Source organism: Brucella sp. RRSP16, assembly GCF_052246815.1.
In the GTDB taxonomy this organism is placed as follows: Bacteria; Pseudomonadota; Alphaproteobacteria; order Rhizobiales; family Rhizobiaceae; genus Brucella; species Brucella intermedia.
On the sequence record NZ_JBQQAM010000019.1, the window covers coordinates 12,796 to 37,843 of the forward strand.

Here is a 25,048-nt window from a genome sequence, read left to right on the forward strand (position 1 = left end):
ATTTCCCAATACCCGCCCGCGATGCGTTACGCCAATCCCTTTGTGAGCATTTTTGACACCCGCGTCCAGAACAAATAGTCGCGCCTCGCAAAATGTTGCGATGCCGCGCACCCTTTCGGTTACGCGGCAAAGCTCCAAAGCGCATGCTAATCCTGTTGATTATTTATCGAGACCGTAGACCGCATGCAGTGTGCGCACGGCAAGCTCTGCATAAGGACCGTCGATCAGGATCGAAATCTTGATTTCGGACGTCGTGATGGCGCGGATATTGATGCCCTTTTCGGCGAGCGCCTTGAAGGCGGTCGCGGCAACGCCCGCATGGCTGCGCATGCCGATGCCGATGACGGAAATCTTGGCAAGGCCGGTTTCCGACTGGATATTGTCGAAGCCGATCTCGCCCTTGACCTTGTCCAGCACCTTCAGCGCCTTGTCGATGTCCCCGGTCGGAATGGTGAAGGTCATGTCGGTCTTGGAGCCGTCTTCCGACACGTTCTGCACGATCATGTCAACATTGATGTGCTCTTCGGCGAGCGGCCCAAAAATTGCCGCCGATACGCCCGGCCGGTCGGCCACGCGCCGCAGCGAGATCTGAGCTTCATCCTTCGCAAAGGCGATACCTGTGACGACCTGCTGTTCCACGATTTCATCCTCGTCGCAAATAAGGGTTCCGGGCGGGTTGATCGGATCACCCATGCCCGGCGCATCTGGGTCCGTAAAGCTCGAGCGCACGAAAGTGCGCACCTTGTGCACCATGGCGAGTTCGACCGAACGCACCTGCAGAACCTTGGCGCCGAGCGACGCCATTTCCAGCATTTCCTCGAAGGAAATCTTCGAAAGGCGCTTCGCCTTCGGCTCCAGGCGCGGATCGGTGGTGTAGACGCCGTCCACATCCGTATAGATATCGCAGCGATCCGCCTTCACGCCGGCCGCAATGGCGACGGCGGAGGTATCCGAACCGCCGCGTCCAAGCGTCGCCACGCGGTTGTCCGGACCCAGGCCCTGGAAACCGGCGACCACTGCAACCTGCCCCATTTCCATGCGGCGGATGATCTCCGAACCATCGATTTCCTGAATACGGGCCGCGCCATGGGCGTTGTCGGTCTTGATCGGAATCTGCCAGCCCTGCCACGAACGCGCATCGACGCCGATGGACTGGAGCGCAATCGCCAGAAGACCGCTCGTCACCTGCTCGCCGGAAGCGACGATGGTGTCGTATTCGCGCGCGTCGTAGAAGGGCGAGCTTGCGCCGCAGACCTTCGGCATGTTCTGCACCCAGCCGACCAGCTCGTTGGTCTTGCCGGACATGGCCGAAACGACGACGGCAACCTGATTGCCCGCTTCCACCTCGCGTTTGACGTGGCGCGCCACATTATAGATGCGTTCCAGATCGGCCACCGAAGTGCCGCCGAATTTCATCACGATGCGCGCCATTTAAGGATACGTCCCGCTCTTTAGAAAAATTACACTCTCACCTGCCCAAACCTTATATTGTTGCGACAGGCAAACCCGGGGTCACATAGCTAATATGTCGCGCTTCCGCAAGGCCGCGATTCGCATCGGGGCTCCTGAGAGCGAATTTGATTTGTTCCTCGACTTTGGAGTACTACCTTGAAAGCAGACCTGCACGCTTCCGCCGCTGGAGAATGAAATGACCGAGACCGCCCGCACCACCATCGACGCTTCGGAAATCGAGCATTTTTCACGCATCGCTGCGGAATGGTGGAACCCGCAGGGCAAGTTCCGCCCCTTGCACAAGTTCAATCCGACGCGGCTTGCCTATATCAAGGAAAAAATCTGCGCCAAGTTCAACCGCGACCCCAATGCGCCGCGTCCCCTGGAAGGCCTGCGCCTCCTCGACATCGGTTGCGGCGGCGGGCTGCTCTGCGAGCCGATGGCGCGGCTTGGCGCAACCGTGATCGGAGCGGACGCTTCCACGACGAACATCGAGGTGGCGAAAATTCACGCAGCACAAAGCGGGGTCGAGGTGGACTACCGGGCCACGACCGCAGAAGCGCTGGCGGAAGCCGGTGAAAAATTTGATGTGGTGCTGAATATGGAAGTGGTCGAGCACGTCTCCGATGTCGACCTGTTCATGTCGGCAACAAGCGAAATGGTGAAGCCCGGCGGATTGATGTTCGTCGCCACCATCAACCGCACGCTGAAAGCTTACGGCCTTGCCATCATCGGCGCGGAATATGTCCTGCGCTGGCTGCCGCGCGGCACGCACCAATATGAGAAACTGGTGCGCCCGGAAGAGCTGGAATCCGCACTGGCAAAAGGTGGCCTGCGGCTCATCGACAAGCTTGGCGTAACCTATAATCCGCTTGCCGACAGCTGGAACCGCTCCCGCGATACCGACGTGAACTATATGGTGCTTGCCGAACGGCCCGCCTGATCTGTCCTGCTCTCAGCCTTTTTGCGCGCGCGTTGTCATAGCAACGCCAGCGCAAATGACCAGCGCACCGATCCAGGTCAGCGGCGGATAATGTTCGCCGAGGAACAGTGTTCCCGAAATAAGCCCCAGCGCCGCCGCGACATAGCCGATCTGGCTGAGATAAACCGGCCCGCCCACCGCCTGCAGGCGGAAGAACAGGGCGAACATGCCCGCCGATGCAATCGACTGGACAAGGGCAGCCCATGGCGCGAGCGCCAGGGTTTCAATCGGAAACTGGCCGGTGAGCAAGAATATTCCGGCAAACAGCATCAGCGCAGACGCCAGATGGCTTCCGGCGGCAAGCTCGGTCGGATCGGAGTTTTTTGGCCAGTCGAGCGTGCGGTAGACATTGCCAATGGCCAGAAAGACCGGAATGAGCAATGCCGCGGCTATCCACACCGGATCGGCTGGCTTGCCCACTTCGCCGCGCGTCATCGCCACCATCACCGCGCCGACAAAGCCTAGGGCTATGCCGCCGATCCCGAGCGCATTGGGACGCCGCAGCCCAAACCCCATCGACAGGACGAGCGTGATCACCGGCGACAACGTGTACATGATGCCGGTAAAACCGGCGCCAAGGCGCGGAATGGCGGAAAGAATGAGGAGATTGGGCACGGCATAGGAGACGAAGGCGGTGCAGATATAATAACGGAGCCGCCCGCCCGAAAAGCCGATCTTCTTCCCTTGCAGGCGAAGAACCGCGAGAAGAATGATCCCGGCACTCGCCGAAAACAGAAAGGTCCAGATGGCAGGCGGAATACCCGCCTGCGCGGCAATCTTGCCGAGCGGCAGGATGAGCCCCAGCAAGGTGCCGGTTGCGATCAGCAAAAAAGGCGCTGAATCCGTCAGTTTCATGCGCCCTGTCTCCTGCGCGGCAATCAGTTCTTGTCTTCGGGAAATACCGGCAGCGGCAGAACGTCGACACCGTCTTCGAGCAAGGAATGCACGTCTTCGCGCGAGGCTTCCCCGTAGATGCCACGTGTTTCGGCTTCGCCGAAATGGATCTTCCGGGCTTCCTCGGCGAATTTGTCGCCGACATAATCCGCGTTCTCGCGAACCTTGCGACTCAATTCCCGCATCTCATCCAGTATCTGTTTCTGCGTGTCGCCCAGCGCCATGGCAATCTTCTCCTTGCCACGGCTTGTCGAAACGGCCGGCGCCATCAGCGATTTCTGGACCGCTTGCGAATTGCATACCGGGCACGCGACCAGCTTCATTCCCGACTGGCGGTCGAAATCGGCATTGTCGCGAAACCAGCCCTCGAATTCATGGCCCTGATCGCAATGAAGCGAAAAGCGGATCATGGAATTTATGCGTCCTCTTTCTGTTGGGCGGAGCAAGTCCGTATATCGAACTCCCGCGCATTTTTCAGGTTCGGTATCTTGGCGCGTGCGGCTGCGCTTTCCGCTACGTCGATGTCGGCCAGGATGACACCCGGCTCATCGTGGTCGGCTTCGGCGAGAACCTTGCCCCATGGCGAGACGATGATCGAATGGCCATAGGTTTCGCGCCCGTCCTCATGCAGGCCACCTTGCGCGGCCGAGATCAGGAATGCACCATTCTCGATGGCGCGCGCACGCTGCAAAACGTGCCAGTGCGCCTCACCGGTCTGCTTCGTAAAGGCCGCCGGGCCGGTAATCACATTGGCACCGGCAAGTGCCTGCGCGCGGAACAATTGCGGAAAGCGGATATCGTAGCAGATCGCCATGCCGAGATTGGCAAAAGGCAGTTCGGCAATAATGGTTTCCCTGCCCGGCTCGTAGGTCGCTGATTCGCGCCAGCTTTCACCATTGTCCAGATCGACGTCGAACATATGGATCTTGTCATAGGTCGCGAGTTTCTCGCCAGAAGGCGTGAAAATTCCGGCGCGATTGGCGATCTTGCCGTCACCCGCATCGATGGCGGTTGAACCGATATGCAGGAAGATGCCGTGCTTCGCCGCCAATGCAGAAGCAGCCCTGAAAACCAGGTCATTGGCTTCGTCACGCAGGCTGGCCTTGAAGGCGACCCGATCGCGCATCATCGCGCCGGTCATCTCCGGCGACTGCACATAAGCCGCGCCCCTCGACGCCGCCTCGGCGACGAGTTTCTCCAGGGTCTCGACGTTGCGGACGACGTCGGTACCCGATCGCATCTGTATTGCGGCAGCGCGGAACGTGCTCATCGGTTTCTCCCAATAACCTCAGTTCAATTGGCCAGTCTCGAGCAGGCCGTCGAGTTTTCCCTGATCTTCCAGCGCATGAAGATCGTCGCAGCCGCCAACGTGAACCGAACCGACGAAAATCTGGGGGAACGTATTGCGTCCGGAACGCGCCTGCATTTCCGCGCGCAATTCCGGCGTTGCTCCCGCATTGATTTCAATGAATTCCACGCCCTTGCGGGTCAGCAATTCCTTTGCCATGGTGCAATATGGGCAACCGGGGCGCGTGTAGATGGTAACGTCAACCATGAAAAACTCCATTCTTTGCCCACTATATAAGCGGCAAAGGTGCCCACTGGAAGCCCCGAAGCTTTTCACGAGCCAGTGTTGAGTGGTGAGCCTAATCCGGCAGAACGCGGCTGAACGTCAGCACGTCAACGCTTCTTGCGCCGCCACGCAGCAAGGCGCGCGTCACCGCCTTGACCGTCGCGCCAGTCGTGTAGACGTCATCGATCAGCAGGACCCGGCGCCCGCGAACATGAATCTCATGTTCCTGCGGCACACGAAACGCGCCGTCCACATTGCGCTTTCGTTCCTTGATGCCGAGGCCGATCTGCTGTTCCGTCCTGCGTACCCGCTTGATGCCTTGCGGCGCGAAGGGCTTCATCTCCAGTTTCGCCAGGGCACGGGCAAGTTCCGCCGACTGGTTGAAACGCCGCTGCCAGAACCGCCAGCGATGCAGGGGCACAGGCAGGATCACATCACATTCGTCCAGCAATTCGCGGCCCGCGCGCTGCATCCAGCGCGCCATCCAAGGGGCCAGATCGGTCCGGTCATGAAACTTCAGCGAGACCGCCATGCGTTGTGCCGCCCCCCGATGCAGAACCGCGGAGCGGAGCCGCCGGAAAGGCGGCAGGTCGGCAATCGCCTCCGCACTCATGAAATTCTCGCCGAAATCGTGGCTGAAAGGTATGCCGAGGACGGGACAATAGGGCCTTTCGATAAAGCGCAGTTCCGGCCAGCATTTCGGACACAATGTCCCCGGTTCGGACACATGCATCCGGCAGCCGATGCATGTCGGCGGGAACAGCGTATCCGCCGATGATCGGACAGCCCTGCCGACAAGCTGCCGAAGCCCTTGGCCAGCGCTGCGCAAAAAGGTTTGATGCGTTCTGTCGTCATCCGCCATTGCATTCGCCCCCGTTCGAATGCATCTATCCCGCAACGATTGTACTGAACCTTGCTCGAAAGAGAAGACGGAATCCATGCCTGCGCCGACCGATGATAGCGCGATCTTCGATCGCGACCTCCTGCTCTCGTTTCGCCGCCGCGCCTTTGCGCGCGCCGAACCCGGCGCGGATTTCCTGTTGCAGCGCATCGCCGACGATCTCGCCGACCGCCTCGACGCTGTAGAGCGCCGTTTCCCCGTAGCCGTCGATCTCGCTGGCCATACCGGCGCGGCGGCGGCGGCCATTGCCCGGTCCGGCAAGGCCGACCTGATTGTCCGCATCGAACGCGACAGGGATTTTTTGCAAGGCCCATTCCCGGCTATTGTCGGTGATGAGGAAATACTTCCGCTGAAACCCGCGAGCGCCGATCTTGTCGTCTCGCTGATGGCCCTGCACGCGACGAACGATACGCCGGGTGCCATGGTGCAGGTTGCCCGCGCCCTGAAACCGGATGGGCTTTTTCTGGCTGCTTTGAGTGGCAGCGGAACGCTTGGAGAACTCCGCGAAAGTCTTCTTCAGGCCGAAATCGAACTCACCGGCGGTGCTTCACCGCGCATTTTCCCGTTCCCGGACGTACGCGATGTGGGCGGCCTTCTGCAACGCGCGGGCTTCGCCCTGCCCGTAACGGATGTCGACAACATCACCGTGCGCTATGATTCGCTGTTCAACCTGATGGCCGACCTGCGCGCCATGGGCATGCAGAACATCCTGCGCGACCGTTCCAGAAAGCCGGTATCGAAACGCTTGTTTCTGCGCGCCGCCGAAATCTATGCCGAACGGTTCTCCGACCCGGACGGGCGCATTCGCGCCACCTTCTCCATCATCTGGCTGTCGGGCTGGGCGCCGCATGAATCGCAGCAGAAACCGTTGAAGCCGGGTTCCGCAAAAGCATCGCTGGCGGAAGCGCTCAAAAAGGCAGAAGAAAACTGATCAGCAATCGCCGCGGTGGCTGCCATCGGCCTCGATGATGCAGACGGAATCGGGGCTTGGCTGAAGCACGCTCTTGCGCACCGTGTAGGTCTGGCCTGGCGCGTGGGTCTGGGCGTTGGCGTCACGCTTGATCGAACCGGTCATGGTGCGGTCGATCCCGGCAGGCAGCACCGATTGAGCCGCGATCTTGTTGGCCTGATCGTTGAGGATCGGCACGATGATCAACGCCAGGGCGACAACGGCAGAACCGAACAGCAGCACAACGCGCAGGATTCCACGACCAGCCTTGGTTAGCGGCTTGGCGGTATATTCGTTGTGATCGGCGCTAAAATAATTGTTGTCGAAACTCATGCTTCAAGACTCCGGGGCAGCTCGCAAACGAGAATGCCTCAACGGAGTGAATCATAGATTAACCGGCCAGCGGAATCGTAAGATATTGCCAACCTTTTTCCACAGCTGGCGCAGGCAGTTGGCTTAGAGCAGATCGAGCAGGAAAGGGATCAGCGGTTCATCGGCCGGCGGCATCGGATAGTCGCGCATATCCTTCGGGCGAACCCATTTCAGCGCCTGCCCCTCGAGCCCCAGCGCAATGCCTTCATATCGGCGGCAGACATAGAGCGGCATAAGCAGGTGGAAGTCATCATAGGTGTGGCTGGCGAATGTCAGCGGCGCAAGGCAGGCCACTTTCGTGGTGATGCCGATTTCTTCCTGCAATTCGCGGATCAACGTTTCTTCGGGCGTCTCGCCCGGCTCCACCTTGCCGCCGGGAAACTCCCACAGCCCGGCAAGCTGCTTGCCTTCCGGGCGTTGCGTCAGCAGAACCCGGCCATCCGAATCCACCAGCGCGCAAGCCGCCACCAGAAGAATGCGGCGTCCCTTCACCTCGGTCATTTCTCATTGCTCTCCCGATAGGCATAGCGATAGGCTTCCTGAAAGCCGAAGCTTTCGTAAAGTGCAAGCCCAGCCACATTGTCCGCCTCGATTTGCAGCCATGCGGTCTTCGCGCCAAGCTTTGCCGCCCATTTGAGCGCCGAACCGACAATCGCATGCCCGTGGCCCTTGCGCCTTGCATCACGCAACGTTCCGACATCGAACAGGCCCGCCATCACCCCGTCCTGCACGCAAAGCAGGTTGGAGACGGCGCGGCCGCCTTCCTCCAGCACGAACATGCCCTTGTTCGGACGAACATTGTTGAGAAGCTCGGAGAAGCCGGGGCGCATGTCGTCCGGTCTTTCATGGATGGACAGCGAAGCGTCCACGAAACGGCCGACATCCTTCAGGGGTATCTGGTCAATCGCGCCCGACAGATCGAGTTCCTCGAGGTTGGCGGTCATCACGATGGTTTCGTCCCGGCGCTTCCAGCCGAGCCCCTCGAGATAATCCTCCAGCTCGCGCGGCGCGAGCGGGGAAAGCCGGAAGCAGGGAATACGGCCATAGGCGCGGAAACGCTGCGCGGCCAGTTCAACGCGTGTGGGAATGTCGCGCGTGTCGCCGGGGTCGAGCGGATTGATCGAGTTGAGACGCCGGGAAGGATGCGCTGCCGTCATGCGTATTGCCCATGTGCCGTCATAGTGGACAGACGTGGCCGGCCAGGCACGGAAGCCGACGGCTTCAAGCTGGCGTACGATAGCAAGGCTTGGGGTGCTGGGTTTTTCCATCAGTTCGATCAACTTCTGTAATCGCCGTTGATGGCGACATATTCCTTGGTGAGATCGCAGGTCCAGACGGTTGCCTTGCCCTTGCCCATCCCCAGATCGACGCGAATGCGAATATCCTCGCCCTGCATATAGGCGGACGTCGCGGCTTCCGAATAGGCCGGATCGCGCTCGCCCTGATGCGCAACGCGAATATCGCCGAACCAGATGGCAAGCCGGTCGCGGTCAGCCGGTTCGCCAGCCTTGCCGACGGCCATGACCACGCGGCCCCAATTTGCGTCTTCGCCAGCGACAGCCGTCTTGACCAGCGGTGAATTGGCGATGGAAAGTGCAATCTTCTTGGCGGAAGCCGCAGACTTTGCGCCTGTCACTTCCACTTCCACCATCTTGCGAGCGCCCTCGCCGTCGCGCACGACCTGCAGCGCCAGCGACTTCAGCAGACGGCCAAGCGCCTTCTTGAATTCACCCAGCCGCTTGTCGGCGGGGTCGGTAATCTCCGGCGCACCGCGTTCCGCCGCCGTGCCGGTGGCGAACAGCATCAAGGTGTCCGACGTGGATGTGTCGCTATCCACCGTCACCGCATTGAAGGTGGAGCCAACGCCCTTCGACAGAAGGCTTTGCAGCACATGCGCCTTGATCGGCGCATCGGTGACAACAAAGGAAAGCATCGTCGCCATATCCGGCGCGATCATGCCTGCGCCCTTGGCGATACCGTTGATCGTGACCGGCACCTGACCGAGCAGCACCGTTTCAGTGGCAACTTTTGGATAGGTATCGGTGGTCATGATCGCCTTGGCGGCTTCCGTCCAGAAATCCTCGACCGCGTCCCTGTTCATGTCGCCAAGCAGATGGGCGAACTTGCCGGCATCGAGCGGTTCGCCGATCACGCCGGTCGAGGCGAGAAAGACATCCGTCGTGGCGCAGCCGACAGCCTTGGCGGCGGCTTCGGCGGTTGCTTCCGTCGCCGCGCGACCCTTGATACCGGTAAAGGCATTGGCATTGCCGGAGTTGACGACAACCGCACGGGCCTTTCCGTGCACGAGGTTGCGGCGGCAAAAATCGACAGGCGCCGACGGACAGAGCGAACGGGTAAATACGCCAGCGGCTTCCGCCGGTCGGTCGAAGACCATCAGCATCACATCCGTTCGGCCCTTATACTTGATCCCGGCAGCAGCGGTGGCGATGCGCACGCCATGGACAACCGGCATTGTAGGATAGTGTTTTGGTGCGAGCGGAGAAACTGACGCGGACATATGTGCCTCAATGGGATGCGGTTTCGTAGAAGACCCGGAAATCGCAATACCATCAAATGGCTATTACGTGTTTTCGGATTCAAAAGCCTGACGCGCGCATTGGAAAGGTTTGCGATCTAAAATCAAGCGGGAAACGCAGGATCGAAATAAAAAACGCCCCGGCAAGCCGGGGCGTCGATGCTTGAAGCGGGATTTACTGCTGTGGAGCAGCTTCTTCCGGCGCGTCGTCCTTGTCCGCGCCTTCCTGGGCAGCGGCAGCGTCCTTCATGGCTTTCTCGACAGCCGGGTCCTTGTAGTCGATCTTCATGCCGTCACGCAGCTTCTTGACGGTTTCGACATAACGCTCGCGCATGATGATCGAACGGATCTGGTCCTTGACCTGATCGAATGCCGGAGGCTGCTTGGTGCGACGATCTTCGAGCTGGATGACGTGGAAGCCGAACTGGGACTGGACCGGCTCCTTGGTGTATTCGCCCGGCTTCAGCGCAAAGGCGGCCTTTTCAAATTCCGGTACCATCTGGCCTTCGGTGAAGTAACCGAGGTCGCCGCCATTGGAAGCTGTGCCGTCGGTCGAGCTTTCCTTGGCGAGGTCCTCGAACTTGGCGCCGCCTGCAAGCTTCTTGATGATGGCTTCGGCTTCTTCCTTGGTCTTCACGAGGATGTGACGCGCGCGCACTTCCACCTGCGGCGGCATGGCGGCGATTTCCTTGTCGTAGCGCGCACGCACATCGTCATCGCTGATCTTGTCGACAACGGCGTCCTTGAAATATTCGTTATGGAGAGCGCGCTCACGCAGGAATTCCATGCGATCCTTGAATTCCTTCGACTGATCGAGCTTTTCCTTTTCCGCTTCGCCAGCCATTGCCTTGATGTCGATCAGGGCAGCGAGCGCGGCCAGACGGCGCTGCTCGGCAGGAAGGCGCGAGAACTGCGGATCGAGATCGCCTGCAGCCTGGTCGACTTCACCGACAGTGATGTCCTTGCCGTTGACGGTCGCCAGAACCTTGGTCGGATCTTCTTTTTCCGCGGGAGCGGCAGCAGGCTTTTCCGTACCCTGGGCGGCATCCTGTGCGAATGCTGCGCCAGAGTAGCTTGCCAGCGCCACCGAGGCCGCCAGAGACATGCCGACGACAGCGAGAGCCTTGCGATAAGGGGCTTTCAGAATGGCTTTCATATGGAATTCTCTCCTTCGTGACCGCTTACGGGCCCGATGAATGCGGCGGAATTTGGCCCGGACACCTCCAATATTACGACAAAGGAAAGGTTTTCCAGCCTTTAGAGCAACGTTGACATCGCCCGAAGCCCCTCTTATCTGTCCTTCGGCTTTACGTCCAGTAAGGGGCGGGGGAATTGCGCCGGAAATGCGCCGTATCTGGCAGCTTTCGCAGCGCAGTTTTCTTGCAATTGTTTCAATACGCGTGAATAAAGCATTCGACATTGCCGGAAGCGCTTCCGGCTGAACGGACAGGAAAGGACCAGTGATGGTCAGCTTTGGCGGCCTCGCCCGCAAGATATTCGGTTCATCCAACGACCGCCGCGTGAAAATCCTGCGCCAGCGGGCCAATCAAATTACTGCTATCGAGAAGAATTACGAAAATCTTACCGATGAGCAACTGCAGGCCAAGACCGCGGAATTTCGCGCGGCGCTGGCTGGTGGCAAAACGCTCGACTCCATTTTGCCCGACGCTTTTGCGACCGCGCGTGAGGCCGCGAAGCGTGTGCTCGGCATGCGCCCGTTCGACGTGCAGCTGATCGGCGGCATGGTTCTGCACGAGCGCGGCATCGCCGAAATGCGTACCGGTGAAGGCAAGACCCTGATGGCAACGCTGCCGGTCTACCTCAACGCGCTTGAGGGCAAGGGCGTGCATGTGGTGACGGTCAACGACTACCTCGCCAGCCGCGACGCTGAAACCATGGGCAGGCTCTATAACTTCCTCGGCCTGACCGTCGGCGTCATCAAGCACGGTCTCGACGACGATGAGCGCCGCGCGGCCTATGCCTGCGACATCACCTATGGCACCAACAATGAGTTGGGCTTCGACTATCTGCGTGACAACATGAAGTATGAGCGCGCCCAGATGGTGCAGCGCCCGCACAATTACGCCATCGTCGACGAAGTGGACTCGATCCTCATCGACGAGGCGCGCACGCCGCTCATCATTTCCGGCCCGCTGGAAGACCGTTCGGATTTCTACAATCTCATCGACACCTTCATTCCAGCCCTTGAGCCGGAAGATTTTGAAATCGACGAGAAGCAGAAGACCGCCATCTTCACCGAAGTTGGTACAGAGAAGGTTGAACAGCTTCTGGAAGCTGCGGGCCACCTCAAGGGTGAAAGCCTCTACGACATCGAGAATGTCGCGGTCGTTCACCATCTGAACAATGCGCTCCGCGCCCACAAGCTGTTCCAGCGCGATAAGGACTACATCGTCCGCAATGACGAGATCGTCATCATCGACGAATTTACCGGCCGCATGATGCCGGGCCGCCGCTATTCGGAAGGTCTGCACCAGGCACTGGAAGCCAAGGAACACGTGACCATCCAGCCGGAAAACCAGACTCTGGCCTCGATCACGTTCCAGAACTACTTCCGCATGTACAACAAGCTGTCGGGCATGACCGGCACGGCTGCGACGGAAGCGGAAGAATTCGGCAATATTTACGGCCTCGAAGTGCTCGAGATTCCGACCAATCTGCCGGTGCAGCGTATCGACGAAGACGATGAAGTCTATCGCACCGTCGAAGAAAAATACCGCGCCATCGTGCGCGATATCCGCGCCTCGCACGAAAAGGGACAGCCGATCCTCGTCGGCACGACCTCGATCGAAAAGTCGGAACAGCTGGCAGAACGCCTTCGCAAGGAAGGCATCAAGGAATTCCAGGTCCTGAACGCCCGCTATCACGAGCAGGAAGCCTATATCATCGCGCAGGCCGGCGTGCCGGGAACGATCACCATCGCCACCAACATGGCCGGTCGCGGTACCGATATTCAGCTCGGTGGCAATCTGGAAATGCGCGTCCGTCAGGAACTCTCCGACGTGCCGGAAGGTCCCGAGCGCGAGGCGAAAATTGCTGCAATCAAGGCCGACATCGCGCAATTGAAGGAAAAAGCCCTGGCCGCGGGCGGGCTTTACGTTCTGGCGACAGAACGCCACGAAAGCCGCCGCATCGACAACCAGCTGCGCGGCCGTTCGGGCCGTCAGGGCGATCCGGGCCGCTCAAAGTTCTTCCTGTCGCTGCAGGACGACCTGATGCGCATCTTCGGTTCCGACCGCATGGACAGCATGTTGCAGAAGCTCGGCCTCAAGGAAGACGAAGCCATCGTCCATCCCTGGATCAACAAGGCGCTTGAAAAGGCGCAGAAGAAGGTCGAAGCGCGCAACTTCGAAATCCGCAAGAACCTTCTGAAATACGATGACGTGATGAACGATCAGCGCAAGGTGATCTTTGAACAGCGTCTGGAAATGATGGATGAAGAAGACCTGACCGAGACCGTCGGCGAAATGCGTCATGAGGTCATCGAGGACATGGTCGCCCTGCGCATCCCCAAGGACGCTTATGCGGAAAAGTGGGATATCGCCGGGCTAAAGGAGGACATCATCTCCAAGCTCAATCTCGACCTGCCGGTGGAGGATTGGGCCAAGGAAGAAGGCATCGCGGAAGAAGAGTTCGAGAACCGCATCAAGGAAGCCGCCGACAAGGCTGCTGCCGAAAAGGCCGAACGCTTCGGCCCGCAGATCATGACCTATGTCGAGAAGTCGGTCATCATGCAGTCGCTGGATAATCTCTGGCGCGAGCATCTGGTCAATCTCGACCATCTGCGTTCGGTCGTCGGTTTCCGCGGTTACGCCCAGCGCGACCCGCTGAACGAATACAAGACCGAAGCGTTCGAACTGTTCCAGTCGATGCTGGCCAATCTGCGCGAAGTGGTCATCTCGCAGCTTATGCGCGTCGAGATCGTTCGCGAAGCGCCGCCTGAGCCGGAATTGCCGCCGATGACCGGTCGTCATATCGACGGCACGACCGGCGAAAACGATTTCGACGAAGCGGCCTGGGCGGAACACCAGCATGACGACCGCAACGTGCCTGCCGCCGAACGCGATCCAGCCGATCCACGCACATGGGGCAAGGTCAGCCGCAACGAAGCCTGCCCTTGCGGCTCTGGCAAGAAATACAAGCACTGCCACGGCGCTTTCGAGTGATGTGAGCCAAGGCTTCCCGCCTTCTCCAATTCATGAACCCCGGCAAGCCTATTGCCGGGGTTTATTGTTTCAGCGGCAATGCATATCGCTGCGGTTCACGAGCAGTTCTATGCTTGTTTCATTTTAGATGATTCAAATATAGATACCGTTTAGAAAATACTCACCATTCCTTGAAGTCTTCCGACCTTCGGAAGATTAGACTTTTTCTTTTTCTCTTTATAAAGAAGTCCTGTCTAAGGTTTCCCTGCGTGTCGCAGGCAGCAAAGCACAGGCGTGAAAAGCCGGCTTGTCCGGCGCATAACAAGCAGGCCCGAAGAGACCTGCAAAGACAGGGTTGGCAAATAGTGCGGTTTTCGGCAGCTGAAACGGCGAGCCGGTTCTTACCCGGCAGGATCGCGGCCAGGCTTCGTCCCGTGACGGAGCGGCTGGATGCCGTGCTTACGGATAGCGGACCGCAGGCCAGCGCACAGCGCTCTTCCCTCGTCGCCTTTTCGGTGCGCGTGGCAAGCGCCGGCATTGCTCTTGTGTCTCAGGTCATTCTGGCGCGCTGGATGGGCGAATTTGAATACGGCGTTTTCGTTCTCGTCTGGCTGGCCATGATCATCATGGGCGATCTGGCCTGTTTCGGACTGCATACGACCATCATCCGTTTCGTGCCGGAATATGTGCAGCGCCAGTCATTCGGCCTAGTACGGGGCATTATAGCCACCGGACGCGTTTTTGCTTTCACAGCCGCCACACTCATCGCGCTTCTGGGGACGATCCTGCTGCTTCTGCTCAAGGACCATGTTGCGAGCTATTATCTCGTGCCATTCATCCTCGGTTTCATCTGTTTGCCGATGATTGCGCTCGGCAATATGCTGGACGGCATTGCGCGCTCGCGCACCTGGGTCATGATGGCGCTGACGCCAAGCTATATCGTCCGTCCGATCCTGGTTCTCCTGTTCATGGTCATCGCGCACCAGGCCGGGCTGCCCTCCACCGCGACCATCGCCCTGGCTCTGTCGATCGCGGCGACATGGATAACGACCATCGGCCAATTGCTGACGGTTGACCGTTCGTTGAAAAACGATATCCCCGCCGCAGCGAATGAGCAGCATTTTGGCGAGTGGATCAAAGTCTCCCTGCCGATTTTTCTGGTGGAGGGTTTTTTCTTCCTCCTCATCAATGTCGATGTTCTGATGGTCGGCCATGCACTCGATCCCGAGCATGTGGCGATCTATTTTGCAGCGACGAAGATCATGGCGCTCGCCCATTTCGTTTATTTTGCCGTCAAGGCCAGCGTCGCCCAGCGTTATTCCGACCTGCTTCACAGCGGCGACCGCGCCGCTTTTGCAAGCTTTGCCGAAGCATCCGTTCGCTGGACATTCTGGCCGACGCTGTTTCTCGGCATCATCATCCTGCTGATGGGCTATCCGCTTCTGCGGCTTTTCGGTCCCGTCTTTACCGCCGGCTATCCGCTTCTGTTCATCCTCATCGTCGGGGTGATCGCGCGCGCCAGCGTTGGCCCGGCGGAAAGCCTCCTCAATATGTCGGGGAAGCAGAATATCTGCGCGCTCCTCTATGCCGCGACACTTGCCGTCAATGTCATTCTCAATCTGGTGCTGATACCGCAGTTCGGCCTGACGGGCGCTGCCGTCTCGACCGCCATCGCCATGCTGATGGAGGCCGCGCTTCTCTCGACCGCAGTGTCACGCACCCTGCACATAACCATGTTCATTCTCATTCCACGAGACCGTGCCAAGACCTCGGAGGGAACTTCGTAATGGCCGCGAAACCTTTGCTCGAAGAATCGGCAGGCGGAAATGCCGCCCACATCGTTTCGGAACTATCCGAGAGCGGCGTGGCGCATGAAGCCATCAAGAAGATTGAGGAGAGCCTGCACAGCCGCGACATACCGCGCAAGCTGGCGATCTATGGCGCGGCCGCGGGCTTTGAACTGCGCGATGAACTCGATCACCTGAGTAACCGCACGGTCGAACCGAACGTCTTCTTCAATGCGCGGTTTCTGGCGCCTGCCATGCCGCGCCTGGAAGATCGGGAAGTGCGCTTCATGGTCATGCGCGACGAGAACGAAATCCGCAGCCGCCTTCGCTTCGTCATGCCCTACACGATCGAGCGTCCCGGACTGCCGCTTTCAACGCCCGTCATCCGTGCCTGGTCGACGCCGTTCGGGCCGCAGGGCACGCCGCTGATCGATCAGGACGACCCGGTCGGCGTGCTGGAGGACCTGTTCGACATTCTGGCACGCAGGCACCTCAAGATGCCCGACGTGCTCGTCCTGCCGGAAATGCGGGCCGACGGCCCGGCGGCAAGGCTGATCCGTTCGGTCGCAGTAGGCCGGCAATTGCCCCTGGTGGCCATTGAGCAGAAAGAGCGTCCATTTCTTGAAAGCGATCTGGATGGCGACGCCTATATCAGACAAGCCATCGGCTCACATCATAGGCGGGACTATAATCGCTTGTGGCGCAGGCTGGCGGAAAAGGGTGAACTTGCCTATCGCGTCGCCCGCACGCCTGACGAAGTGCGCCATGCGTTCGAACATTTCCTGACCCTTGAGGCGAGCGGCTGGAAGGGCAAGCGTGGCACCGCCATGGCCGTCGACCGGTTTCGTGCCGCCTTCGCCCGCGAGGCGGTGAACAATCTGGCCGAGCGTGACTGCGTGCGCGTGCACACACTTGAACTGGACGGGCGGGTCATCGCCATTCTGATCGTCTTCACGGTTTCAGGGGAAGCCTGGACCTGGAAGACGGCCTATGACGAGAGCCTGAACGCCTGGTCGCCCGGCGTGCTTCTGATGATCGAAGTCGTGAAGAACCATCTCAACGATCCCAACATCAACCGCACCGATTCCTGCGCGGTGCCTGACCATCCGGTCATGACGCGCCTGTTTGATGCACGTGAAACGATCGAAACTCTGGTCATCGGGCTCAATCCGGCGACCGACAAGCTGGTCCGCCAGGCCGCATCGCAGATCCACGTCTATCAGCGGACCCGCAATCTGGCCCGTATCCTGCGCAATCGCATCCGCAGCATCACCGAAAGAAAATAAGGCCAGATTGAAGCAACCTTAAAAAAGCCCAGAAATCACTGTCCTGAATCTCCGATCCCCGAATTTACCGGGCAATAGATGTTGCGATTGCGGTTTTGCGGAAGCCCTGCGAAGCTCCTCATTATGGTTCATCGGCCGGTAGCGGCCAAGTCGGATTTGAAGGTTCAGGAATGCGATTTCCACGCCCGTCCATTGCCAGCGGTACGCTTTGCGTCCTGACCGCGATCTATCTCCTGGCCTTCACCAACACTTCTTTCTGGCACCGGTTGATCACCTATTTTTCCGATCATCCGCAAAAGCTGGTTGTCGCGGCGGTGGCCATCCTCCTCATCCATATCGCAGTGCTGATGGCTTTCTCCGCAAAATATGTCATCAAGCCGGTTCTCCTTTTCGCGGTATGGGTCGCCGCCGGCGGGTCCTATTTTACGGATACTTTCGGCACGATCATCGACCGGAACGTGGTCGAGGCAACGTTTACAACGACAAAAGCCGAGTCGGGCCATCTGGTAACGGCTGGCTTCCTGCTGCATATGCTGCTTTACGCCGTCATTCCCTCGCTTCTCATCATCTGGGTCCGCGTGAAACACCGGCCATTGCTGCAGAAGCTTATGGTCAACACCGTTTCGATCATCGCCTGCCTTGCGGTCGCAATCGCGCTGATCGGTTCCGACTATGGCAGCTTTTCCTCGATGTATCGCGAACATCGCTCCGACATCATGGAACGATTGATGCCCGGAACGCCGATCAAGAGCACGGTGCAATATATCGCTCATGACCTGTACGACAGGCAGATCGTGATGCAGCCGCTAGGTCTTGACGCCAAACAATCGCTGCCGCCAGCAGCCTCCGGCAAGAAGCTCCTGACGGTCATCGTTGTGGGTGAAACAGCCCGCGCCAAGAATTTCAGCCTTTACGGCTATCCGCGGGAAACCAATCCCGAGCTCAAGCAGCAGGATATCGTCACCTTCACGAACACGACGAGTTGCGGCACCGACACTTCCGTTTCCGTGCCATGCATGTTCTCACCCTTTCCGCGCAAGGAATATTCCAGCTCAAAGTTCCATGGCTCGGAAAATCTGATGGATTTGCTCAATCATGCGGGTGTGCAGGTTTCGTGGTACGAAAACAACACGGGAAGCAAGGGTGTTTCGGACCGGATACCGACGGTCGACCTGCAGAATTCGAACAATGCGCAATATTGCGAAGGCGGCGAATGTCTCGACCAGATTCTGGTCGACCAACTGCGCGATCACCTGAAGGACGTCAGCGGCAATGCCACGATTGTTCTCCATATGACCGGCAGTCACGGACCATCCTACTATCGCCGCTATCCGCCGGAATTCGCCAAGTTCAAACCGGAATGCCGCACAAGCGAATTTTCCGATTGCACCACGGACGAGATCGTCAATGCCTACGACAATTCGATCCTCTATACCGATCACATATTGTCGGAAATCATCAATGTCCTGAAAGGCGGCGAAGACCGTTTTGCTCCAGCCATGATCTATATGTCCGATCATGGCGAATCGCTGGGTGAAGACGGCCTTTATCTGCACGCAGCGCCCTATTTCATCGCCCCTGACGTCCAGACCCATATCCCGTTTGTCGCGTGGTTCTCACCAGACTATGCGAATGCCACCAAACTCGATACGGCCTGCATAAAACAGGATGCGGCGGCGCCCGCCTCGCATGATAATCTGTTCCACACGGTCATCGGCATGATGGGCGTGAAGACCTCGGCCTACGATTCGGCGCTCGACCGCTTTGCCAGTTGCCGGAAAGCCAATGTCGCGGCTTCGAACTAGAATGCCTGGGATCGCACGAACACTGTCAATTATGCCAGCCAGACCAATGATTTGAGCCATACGGCAAAGCGTGATACACTTCATTTTGGGAGAGCGCATGGACAGGCGGAAGAGGAGGTCCGCACCGGTGCAATCCGGCACTTTGAACAAGTGCTTGAAGCCCGGATAATTATAAGCTTCCGTCTGGCTCAAACGCTATCGCGCCCTCCCGGGGAAGGAGATGCGCCATGGAATATTTTCACTATATCAGCACGCTGGATTATGTCCTGCTGGGCTTCATCGCCCTGCTGGTCTTCTGGAATCTGGTCGAAGCGAGCCTGCGCAGATAAACAGGCCGGCTGTCTGGCAGCCGCACCGAACCCATAAGGCCGGTTGCGTATAACGCCGCGGGAACGAAGTTTTGAGCGAGAGCCGCCGTGCTGACAGGCGGCCTGATGGGTGGTGTGTCGCCACTTCCATGCCTTGATAGCCATTGGCCTCAAGAGCGGTGAAAGCTGCACTTTTGAGCAATTGACCTTGTTTCGTTTAGCCGGTATATCCCAAATCGCTGTCCCTTTGGACCATATCGAACTGCTTCGGCAGGAACGTGCGGGTGTGGTGGAACTGGTAGACGCGCCGGACTCAAAATCCGGTTCCGAAAGGAGTGTCGGTTCGATTCCGACCACCCGCACCATCTTACAAGCAATTATCCGAAACCAGTTTCCGTAGCGGGCCTGAGCGCACAGCAGTGGGGATCGAGAAGATTGTCAGAGGACGCTCTGGCAACTTTAGTTGCTTATTCTCTCCATATCGACAACGATGGTGCCGTTTAACACTTCTGGGATATTCGCGCAGGAGGAACCGCCACCATGGATGACACCCACCCCTTTCAGGGACCACAGTTGCAGAATGCGCATTATGAACGTGCGGATATGTCGGGCTCGAATTTCGATGGCGTGGATTTGTCCGGTTCAAAGTTTTTTGCCGTTTTGACCAGGTCAAAGTTCGTCGATACCAATTTGAGCGACGCTGATTTCGACGATGTCAATCTGGCAGGGGCGCGCCTTCATAATATCAATCTGACCGGTGCAACAATTACGAATGCCAACATGAGCGGCTTGGCTATAAGCGGCGTGACTTTGGCACATACGAATATAACCGATGCAGACTTGACCGGTATGCGGATAAACGGCGTTCTCGTCTCCTCTCTGTTCGAAGCGTACGAAAACGCGCGTTCCTTGGACTAACTGCTGAGAAAAGCAGCAACAAACCGGTCGCTGCTTTCCCTCGCATCATGAATCACGCCGCTTCGAGCGCTTGGGCGAGGTCGGCGATAAGATCGTCGGGATGCTCGATGCCGATGGAAAGCCGGATCGTCGATTCCAGCACGCCGATGCGCTCCCGCACATCAATCGGCACGCCGGAATGGGTCATCGCCGCAGGATGGCTCGCAAGCGATTCCGTGCCGCCGAGACTGACTGCCAGCTTCAATATCTGCAGCGCATTCAGGAAGCGGAATGCCGCCGCCTGCCCGCCCTTGATATCGAATGAGAACGTCGACCCGGCACCGGTGCATTGACGCTTGAACAATGCTCCAACATCCGAATTCTCATCCTCGAATGGAAGATAGTGCAGCTTCTCCACCTTCGGATGATCACGCAGGAATTCCGCGATCGCATGGGCGTTGCTGTTGGCGCGCTCCATGCGAAGTCCAAGCGTTTCAAGCGAGCGCCCCAGCATCCAGCATGAATGCGGATCAAGCTGCGTACCGATGGCGCCGCGCAGAGCCTTGACCTGTCTTACAACAGTCTTGGCCCCCAGCACCGCCCCGGCGATCAGATCGGAGTGTCCGCCGACATATTTGGTCAGCGAATAGACCGAAAGATCGGCGCCGTGATCGAGCGGCTTCTGATAGACGGGCCCAAGCAGGGTGTTGTCGCAGGCGATGATCGGGCGATGCCCCTGCCTTTGTTCGATTTTTTCCGCAACGCGGCGGATGGCGGCAATATCGACAATACTGTTGGTAGGGTTTGCTGGCGTTTCAATCAGTATCACCGAAACACGGCCCTTGCTAACGGCTTCTTCGGCTGCCTCTTCTATCGAGGACTCATGCACACCATCGGCAAAAGCGACGGCTTCGACGCCGAAATTGAGAAACGTTCTTGCAAGGAGCGTTTCCGTGCCGCCATAAAGCGGTTGCGAATGCAAAATGACATCGCCGGGCCGCACGAAGGCAAAAAGCGTCGTGGCAATAGCCGACATGCCGGATGAAAACAGCGCGCAGCTTTCGGTGCCTTCATAGACCGCGAGCCGATCTTCAACGATCTCGCTGTTGGGATGATTGAAACGGGAATAGACGAGACCGGCGCCGACACCGGCAGGCGGCTCCTTGCGGCCGGAAACGAAATCGAAGAAATCGCGCCCGTCCTCGGCGGTCTTGAATACGAAAGTCGAGGTCAGGAAAACCGGCGGCTTGACCGCTCCTTCGGAAAGTTCCGGGTCATAGCCATAATTGAGCATCTGCGTTTCAGGATGCAGCGGATGATTGCCCAACATGGTCTTTGAAGGCCGTGGCGCAGTCATGAATACCTCCTTGAGAAAATCCTCCTGTCCGCATTCGGACAGGAGAAGCTTAACAGAGGTTTTCGGGAATCTTCTTGCGTTGTTTCGCGGTTCGGTGAAATCGCTGCAATGCCGAAAGATGCCTGTCCGGTGGAAATGCCTCGATTACTTGATGACCAATACTGGCACGGTGCTGAGGGACAGAACCTCCGCCGCCTGACTTCCGAGCAGCAATTTGTTCACGCCGCGGCGGCCATGCGATGCAATGACGATCAGATCGGCATCCCTGGCTTTCGCGGCCTCCACGATGCCCTGCGCCGGTGATTGATTCTCGATATGCACAGCTTCAGCGCTGACGCCAAGCTCCGTCGCCTTCACCTTGGCTTTCGACAGGATTTCCGTCGCCGCTTTGGTGATAGCCTCGCGATATTCCTGAAACGCCGCCGGGCTCGACGCCCATTCCGCTGCGACGACAATGCCGTAGGAAGGCAAAAGCTCCGTCACGGAAACGAAGATCACCTTCGCATCTGTTTCCTTCGCAAGCGCCACGCCCTGGTCAACGCCTTTTTCGGCAAGTTCCGATCCATCGGTTGCGATCAATATGTTCTTGTACATTCGTGCTCTCCTGGCTGCCTGAGACCCGAAGATGCGCGCGTCCCGGTCGGGGTGCATTGACGCGGATCAATCGAGCATTATTCAAGGCTAATACGCGCTCTCCCAATTATGATGGAATTTACTCCTAATTTTCCCGATTATACAGAATAAACTTCCAAACTTGTCCCCTCACGCGCACATGCTCAACTATGCTTTTGCGCAGTTTCCTCTTAAACTTCGCGTGACAAAAAGGGAGATCACGCCATGAACAAGCCCCTGAACGAACCGCAAGCCGGTAAAACCGCAGGCCGTGGCCGCATTTACGATTCAATCCTCGACACGATCGGCAATACGCCTCTGGTGCGCATCGACAAGTTTGCCGAGGAAAAGGGCGTGAAAGCGAACCTTCTGGCCAAGCTTGAGTTCTTCAACCCGCTGGCGAGCGTAAAGGACCGCATCGGCCTGGCGCTGATCGAAGCGCTTGAACGCGACGGCAGGGCCGTGCCTGGCAAGACGGTTTTCGTCGAGCCGACATCCGGCAATACCGGCATTGCGCTTGCCTTTGCGGCGGCAGCCAAGGGCTATCGCCTCATTCTCACCATGCCGGAAACCATGTCGGTGGAGCGCCGCAAGCTCCTCAAGCTGCTCGGTGCGGAACTGGTGCTCACCGAAGGTGCCAAAGGCATGAAGGGCGCCATCGCCGAGGCGGAAGCGATTGCTGAAGGCAATCCGAACGCAATCATTCCCCAGCAGTTCGAAAATCCCGCGAACCCCGAAATCCACCGCCTTACCACGGCGGAAGAAATCTGGAACGACACCAATGGTGAAGCGGATATCCTGATTTCGGGTATCGGAACCGGCGGCACGATTACCGGCGTCGGTCAGGTCATCAAGGGGCGCAAGCCATCGTTCAAGGTGATCGCAGTCGAGCCGAAGGATTCACCTGTGCTTTCCGGCGGCACCCCGGGCCCGCACAAGATTCAGGGCATCGGAGCAGGTTTCGCGCCGAAAACGCTCGACACCAGCATCTATGATGAGATCGTTCAGGTTTCCAATGAGGACGCCTTTGCCAATGCACGCCTGCTGGCCCGCCTTGAAGGCATTCCTGTCGGCATTTCTTCCGGTGCCGCGCTGACGGCCGCCGTCGAAATCGGCAAGCGGCCTGAAAATGCCGGCAAGAACATCGTCATCATCATTCCGTCCTTTGCTGAACGCTATCTTTCAACGGCGCTGTTCGAAGGCCTGGAATAAGCCGCATCTCGTGCGGTAGCCAAAAACAAAAGCCAGAGCGGACAACCGTTCTGGCTTTACTTTTTCATGCCAATCCGCTTGCCGGGTAAACGGAAGCTCAGGCGCTCATGTCAATGATGCGTACGCGCAGCGCAAGCAGGACCTGGCCCGCGCATATAATGGCGCTCGGGCCTGTAGCTCGGTGCGACGAACTCACGGATGACATTAACGCTGTCACGCAGCTGAACAAGAATGCTCATCGTCTTAACCTTCGTCAAAAACACGCTATTCGGAATGGATGCCCTTCGTCCAACCGGGACGATGAAACGTTTTTCATTTCCGAACATCTTAATGAAAACTTTAACAATCAAAGATGAATAAGCCCTGAACTCATATGGTTAAGGGTAAGTTAATGGTAAGGATGTTGAAGCTTTTCCACAGCCCCCGAATTGTCGCCACAATTGAAAAAGGCCGGTTCGATCCGGCCTTCTCCATGAAAACAATTGTTCGCCTTAGCGCGTCGGAACCGGATGCTCGCCGCGATAATCGTAAAAGCCACGGCCTGCCTTGCGTCCGAGCCAACCAGCTTCGACATATTTGACCAGAAGCGGACATGGCCGGTACTTGGAATCCGCCAGCCCGTCGTGCAGAACCTGCATGATGGAGAGACAGGTGTCGAGGCCGATGAAATCGGCGAGTTGCAGCGGTCCCATCGGATGGTTGGCGCCAAGCTTCATGGCCGTATCGATGGCTTCGACGCTGCCCACACCTTCATAAAGGGTGTAGATGGCCTCATTGATCATCGGCAACAGGATACGGTTGACGATAAAGGCCGGGAAATCTTCGGCAACAGTTATCGTCTTGCCAAGCGCGGTCACGAAATCGTTCGATTTGCGGAAAGTTTCCTCATCCGTTGCAATGCCGCGCACCAGTTCGACAAGCTTCATCACCGGAACGGGATTCATGAAGTGAATGCCGATGAACCGCTCCGGGCGATCGGTTGTGGATGCAAGGCGCGTGATCGAGATCGACGACGTGTTGGTGGCAAGGATCGCTTCAGGATTCAGAACCGAACAAAGCTGCGCGAAGATCTTGCGCTTGACGGTTTCGTCTTCCGTTGCCGCTTCGATGGCCAGATCGACGCCCGCCAGATCCTCCATGGAATTTGCCGGACGGATGAGCTTCATCGCGGCTGCGCGCTGATCTTCCATCAATTTGCCCGATGCAACCTGGCGCGCCATGTTGCCATTGATGGTGGCGATGCCCTTTTCCAGCCGGTCCGCTGCCGCATCGTGAAGAAGCACATCGAACCCGGCCAGCGCGCATACGTGAGCAATGCCGCTGCCCATCTGTCCTGCGCCGACCACCCCTACCGTCTTGATTGCCACGATCATAACTCCTTCATTCAGCCGCTCCACAACAGAGCCGAGGCCGAGAGCATATGCTCTAACTTTTGTTCTTACGCATAATCCGACGCAAAACCGCTTCGCACTTTTGCTGGAAATGCTCTGTCTCTACGCATTGTCCGACGCAAAACCGCTTCGCACTTTTGCTGGAAATGCTTCAGTATACCAATTCTGCCTGAGACAGATACAGCCCTCATTCAGCGAAAGCAAAATCAGCGCTTTCTTGCCCAAAGCCCCCCGAAACAGAAAGCGGCGGGACTGGCCCGCCGCTTTCTGGTCGATCAAAGCGCTTTCTGCAGCTCTGGCAGGACGGTAAAGAGATCACCGACGAGGCCATAATCTGCGACCTGGAAAATCGGCGCTTCTTCGTCCTTGTTGATGGCGACGATGACGCGTGAGTCCTTCATGCCTGCCAGATGCTGGATCGCGCCGGAGATACCGACCGCGATGTAAAGGTCCGGTGCAACCACCTTGCCCGTCTGGCCAACCTGCCAGTCGTTCGGCGCATAGCCGGCATCGACGGCTGCGCGGCTGGCGCCGACTGCGGCACCCAGCTTGTCGGCAACCGGCAGGATCA

Annotated in this window: 23 protein-coding genes and 1 tRNA gene; 9 read left to right on the forward strand and 15 right to left on the reverse strand. The window is 58.2% G+C overall.

Features of this window, described 5'->3' with window-relative positions; genetic code table 11:
- Window positions 1–159 precede the first annotated feature (159 nt).
- Window positions 160–1,431: an aspartate kinase gene (locus ACS5UA_RS21090; protein WP_006467884.1), complete on the reverse strand. Its 1,272-nt coding sequence runs from the start codon at window positions 1,429–1,431 to the stop codon at window positions 160–162.
- Window positions 1,432–1,648: 217 nt separating this feature from the next.
- Here ACS5UA_RS21090 and ubiG point away from each other — a divergent pair, with 217 nt between their 5' ends.
- The gene (gene ubiG, locus ACS5UA_RS21095; protein WP_253177548.1) at window positions 1,649–2,395 is read left to right on the forward strand and encodes a bifunctional 2-polyprenyl-6-hydroxyphenol methylase/3-demethylubiquinol 3-O-methyltransferase UbiG; all 747 of its coding nucleotides are present in this window, start codon (window positions 1,649–1,651) and stop codon (window positions 2,393–2,395) included.
- Window positions 2,396–2,407: 12 nt separating this feature from the next.
- Here ubiG and ACS5UA_RS21100 read toward each other — a convergent pair whose 3' ends face one another.
- The 5 genes from ACS5UA_RS21100 to ACS5UA_RS21120 form a co-directional block, all read right to left on the reverse strand.
- Window positions 2,408–3,289: a DMT family transporter gene (locus ACS5UA_RS21100; protein ID WP_253177549.1), complete on the reverse strand. Its 882-nt coding sequence runs from the start codon at window positions 3,287–3,289 to the stop codon at window positions 2,408–2,410.
- A gap of 23 nt (window positions 3,290–3,312) precedes the next feature.
- Window positions 3,313–3,738, reverse strand: a complete 426-nt coding sequence (locus tag ACS5UA_RS21105; RefSeq protein WP_021586571.1) for a DUF1178 family protein — start codon at window positions 3,736–3,738, stop codon at window positions 3,313–3,315.
- 5 nt (window positions 3,739–3,743) lie between these two features.
- Window positions 3,744–4,598, reverse strand: a complete 855-nt coding sequence (locus ACS5UA_RS21110) for a carbon-nitrogen hydrolase family protein (protein WP_253177550.1) — start codon at window positions 4,596–4,598, stop codon at window positions 3,744–3,746.
- Window positions 4,599–4,616: 18 nt separating this feature from the next.
- Window positions 4,617–4,883 carry a glutaredoxin 3 gene (grxC, locus tag ACS5UA_RS21115; protein WP_253177551.1) on the reverse strand — a complete coding sequence of 89 codons (267 nt, stop codon included), beginning with the start codon at window positions 4,881–4,883 and terminating at the stop codon, window positions 4,617–4,619.
- 91 nt (window positions 4,884–4,974) lie between these two features.
- A complete protein-coding gene (locus tag ACS5UA_RS21120) occupies window positions 4,975–5,763 on the reverse strand; it encodes a ComF family protein (protein WP_253177552.1) in 789 nt (262 codons plus the stop codon).
- Window positions 5,764–5,839: 76 nt separating this feature from the next.
- Here ACS5UA_RS21120 and ACS5UA_RS21125 point away from each other — a divergent pair, with 76 nt between their 5' ends.
- A complete protein-coding gene (locus tag ACS5UA_RS21125; protein WP_006472252.1) occupies window positions 5,840–6,733 on the forward strand; it encodes a methyltransferase domain-containing protein in 894 nt (297 codons plus the stop codon).
- Here ACS5UA_RS21125 and ACS5UA_RS21130 read toward each other — a convergent pair whose 3' ends face one another.
- The 5 genes from ACS5UA_RS21130 to ACS5UA_RS21150 all read right to left on the reverse strand — a co-directional run bounded on the left by ACS5UA_RS21130 (window position 6,734) and on the right by ACS5UA_RS21150 (window position 10,815).
- On the reverse strand, window positions 6,734–7,084 hold the full coding sequence (locus ACS5UA_RS21130) for a hypothetical protein (protein WP_121996108.1): 351 nt from the start codon (window positions 7,082–7,084) through the stop codon (window positions 6,734–6,736).
- Window positions 7,085–7,207: 123 nt separating this feature from the next.
- Entirely contained in the window at window positions 7,208–7,624 is a 417-nt protein-coding gene (gene mutT, locus ACS5UA_RS21135; RefSeq protein ID WP_253177553.1) for an 8-oxo-dGTP diphosphatase MutT, read from the reverse strand.
- Window positions 7,621–8,391: a GNAT family N-acetyltransferase gene (locus ACS5UA_RS21140; RefSeq protein WP_253177554.1), complete on the reverse strand. Its 771-nt coding sequence runs from the start codon at window positions 8,389–8,391 to the stop codon at window positions 7,621–7,623. The genes mutT and ACS5UA_RS21140 overlap by 4 nt, the downstream gene beginning before the upstream one ends.
- An 8-nt stretch (window positions 8,392–8,399) precedes the next feature.
- Window positions 8,400–9,641 (reverse strand): bifunctional glutamate N-acetyltransferase/amino-acid acetyltransferase ArgJ, encoded by a 1,242-nt coding sequence (gene argJ / locus ACS5UA_RS21145; RefSeq protein WP_025092174.1) that lies wholly within the window; start codon window positions 9,639–9,641, stop codon window positions 8,400–8,402.
- 193 nt (window positions 9,642–9,834) lie between these two features.
- Window positions 9,835–10,815 (reverse strand): peptidylprolyl isomerase, encoded by a 981-nt coding sequence (locus ACS5UA_RS21150; RefSeq protein ID WP_021586579.1) that lies wholly within the window; start codon window positions 10,813–10,815, stop codon window positions 9,835–9,837.
- A 307-nt stretch (window positions 10,816–11,122) separates the two neighbouring features.
- Between ACS5UA_RS21150 and secA the strand changes: the two genes are divergently transcribed.
- The 6 genes from secA (at window position 11,123) to ACS5UA_RS21180 (ending at window position 19,926) form a co-directional block, all read left to right on the forward strand.
- A complete protein-coding gene (secA, locus tag ACS5UA_RS21155; RefSeq protein ID WP_100647449.1) occupies window positions 11,123–13,843 on the forward strand; it encodes a preprotein translocase subunit SecA in 2,721 nt (906 codons plus the stop codon).
- Between the two features lie 344 nt (window positions 13,844–14,187).
- On the forward strand, window positions 14,188–15,609 hold the full coding sequence (locus ACS5UA_RS21160; protein WP_253177555.1) for a lipopolysaccharide biosynthesis protein: 1,422 nt from the start codon (window positions 14,188–14,190) through the stop codon (window positions 15,607–15,609).
- Entirely contained in the window at window positions 15,609–16,895 is a 1,287-nt protein-coding gene (gene bspF / locus ACS5UA_RS21165) for a type IV secretion system effector crotonyl transferase BspF (RefSeq protein WP_273772011.1), read from the forward strand. The genes ACS5UA_RS21160 and bspF overlap by 1 nt, the downstream gene beginning before the upstream one ends.
- 170 nt (window positions 16,896–17,065) lie before the next feature.
- The gene (locus ACS5UA_RS21170) at window positions 17,066–18,700 is read left to right on the forward strand and encodes a phosphoethanolamine transferase (protein WP_253177556.1); all 1,635 of its coding nucleotides are present in this window, start codon (window positions 17,066–17,068) and stop codon (window positions 18,698–18,700) included.
- Window positions 18,701–19,288: 588 nt separating this feature from the next.
- A tRNA-Leu gene (locus ACS5UA_RS21175) sits at window positions 19,289–19,373 on the forward strand.
- Window positions 19,374–19,548: 175 nt separating this feature from the next.
- Window positions 19,549–19,926 carry a pentapeptide repeat-containing protein gene (locus ACS5UA_RS21180; protein WP_063620376.1) on the forward strand — a complete coding sequence of 126 codons (378 nt, stop codon included), beginning with the start codon at window positions 19,549–19,551 and terminating at the stop codon, window positions 19,924–19,926.
- Between the two features lie 52 nt (window positions 19,927–19,978).
- Here ACS5UA_RS21180 and ACS5UA_RS21185 read toward each other — a convergent pair whose 3' ends face one another.
- Together ACS5UA_RS21185 and ACS5UA_RS21190 are read right to left on the reverse strand one after the other, a co-directional pair.
- Window positions 19,979–21,262, reverse strand: coding sequence for a cystathionine gamma-synthase family protein (locus ACS5UA_RS21185; protein WP_253177557.1), 1,284 nt, complete (start codon window positions 21,260–21,262; stop codon window positions 19,979–19,981).
- Between the two features lie 144 nt (window positions 21,263–21,406).
- Entirely contained in the window at window positions 21,407–21,856 is a 450-nt protein-coding gene (locus ACS5UA_RS21190; RefSeq protein ID WP_253177558.1) for a universal stress protein, read from the reverse strand.
- A gap of 243 nt (window positions 21,857–22,099) precedes the next feature.
- Here ACS5UA_RS21190 and cysK point away from each other — a divergent pair, with 243 nt between their 5' ends.
- Window positions 22,100–23,086 (forward strand): cysteine synthase A, encoded by a 987-nt coding sequence (gene cysK / locus ACS5UA_RS21195; protein WP_006467904.1) that lies wholly within the window; start codon window positions 22,100–22,102, stop codon window positions 23,084–23,086.
- A gap of 491 nt (window positions 23,087–23,577) precedes the next feature.
- Here the strand turns inward: cysK and ACS5UA_RS21200 are convergent, their stop codons facing one another.
- Together ACS5UA_RS21200 and ACS5UA_RS21205 are read right to left on the reverse strand one after the other, a co-directional pair.
- On the reverse strand, window positions 23,578–24,453 hold the full coding sequence (locus ACS5UA_RS21200; RefSeq protein WP_253177559.1) for a 3-hydroxybutyryl-CoA dehydrogenase: 876 nt from the start codon (window positions 24,451–24,453) through the stop codon (window positions 23,578–23,580).
- A gap of 299 nt (window positions 24,454–24,752) precedes the next feature.
- Window positions 24,753–25,048, reverse strand: a 296-nt coding sequence (locus tag ACS5UA_RS21205) for an electron transfer flavoprotein subunit alpha/FixB family protein (RefSeq protein WP_443101766.1), incomplete at its 5' end; no start/stop codon positions are given.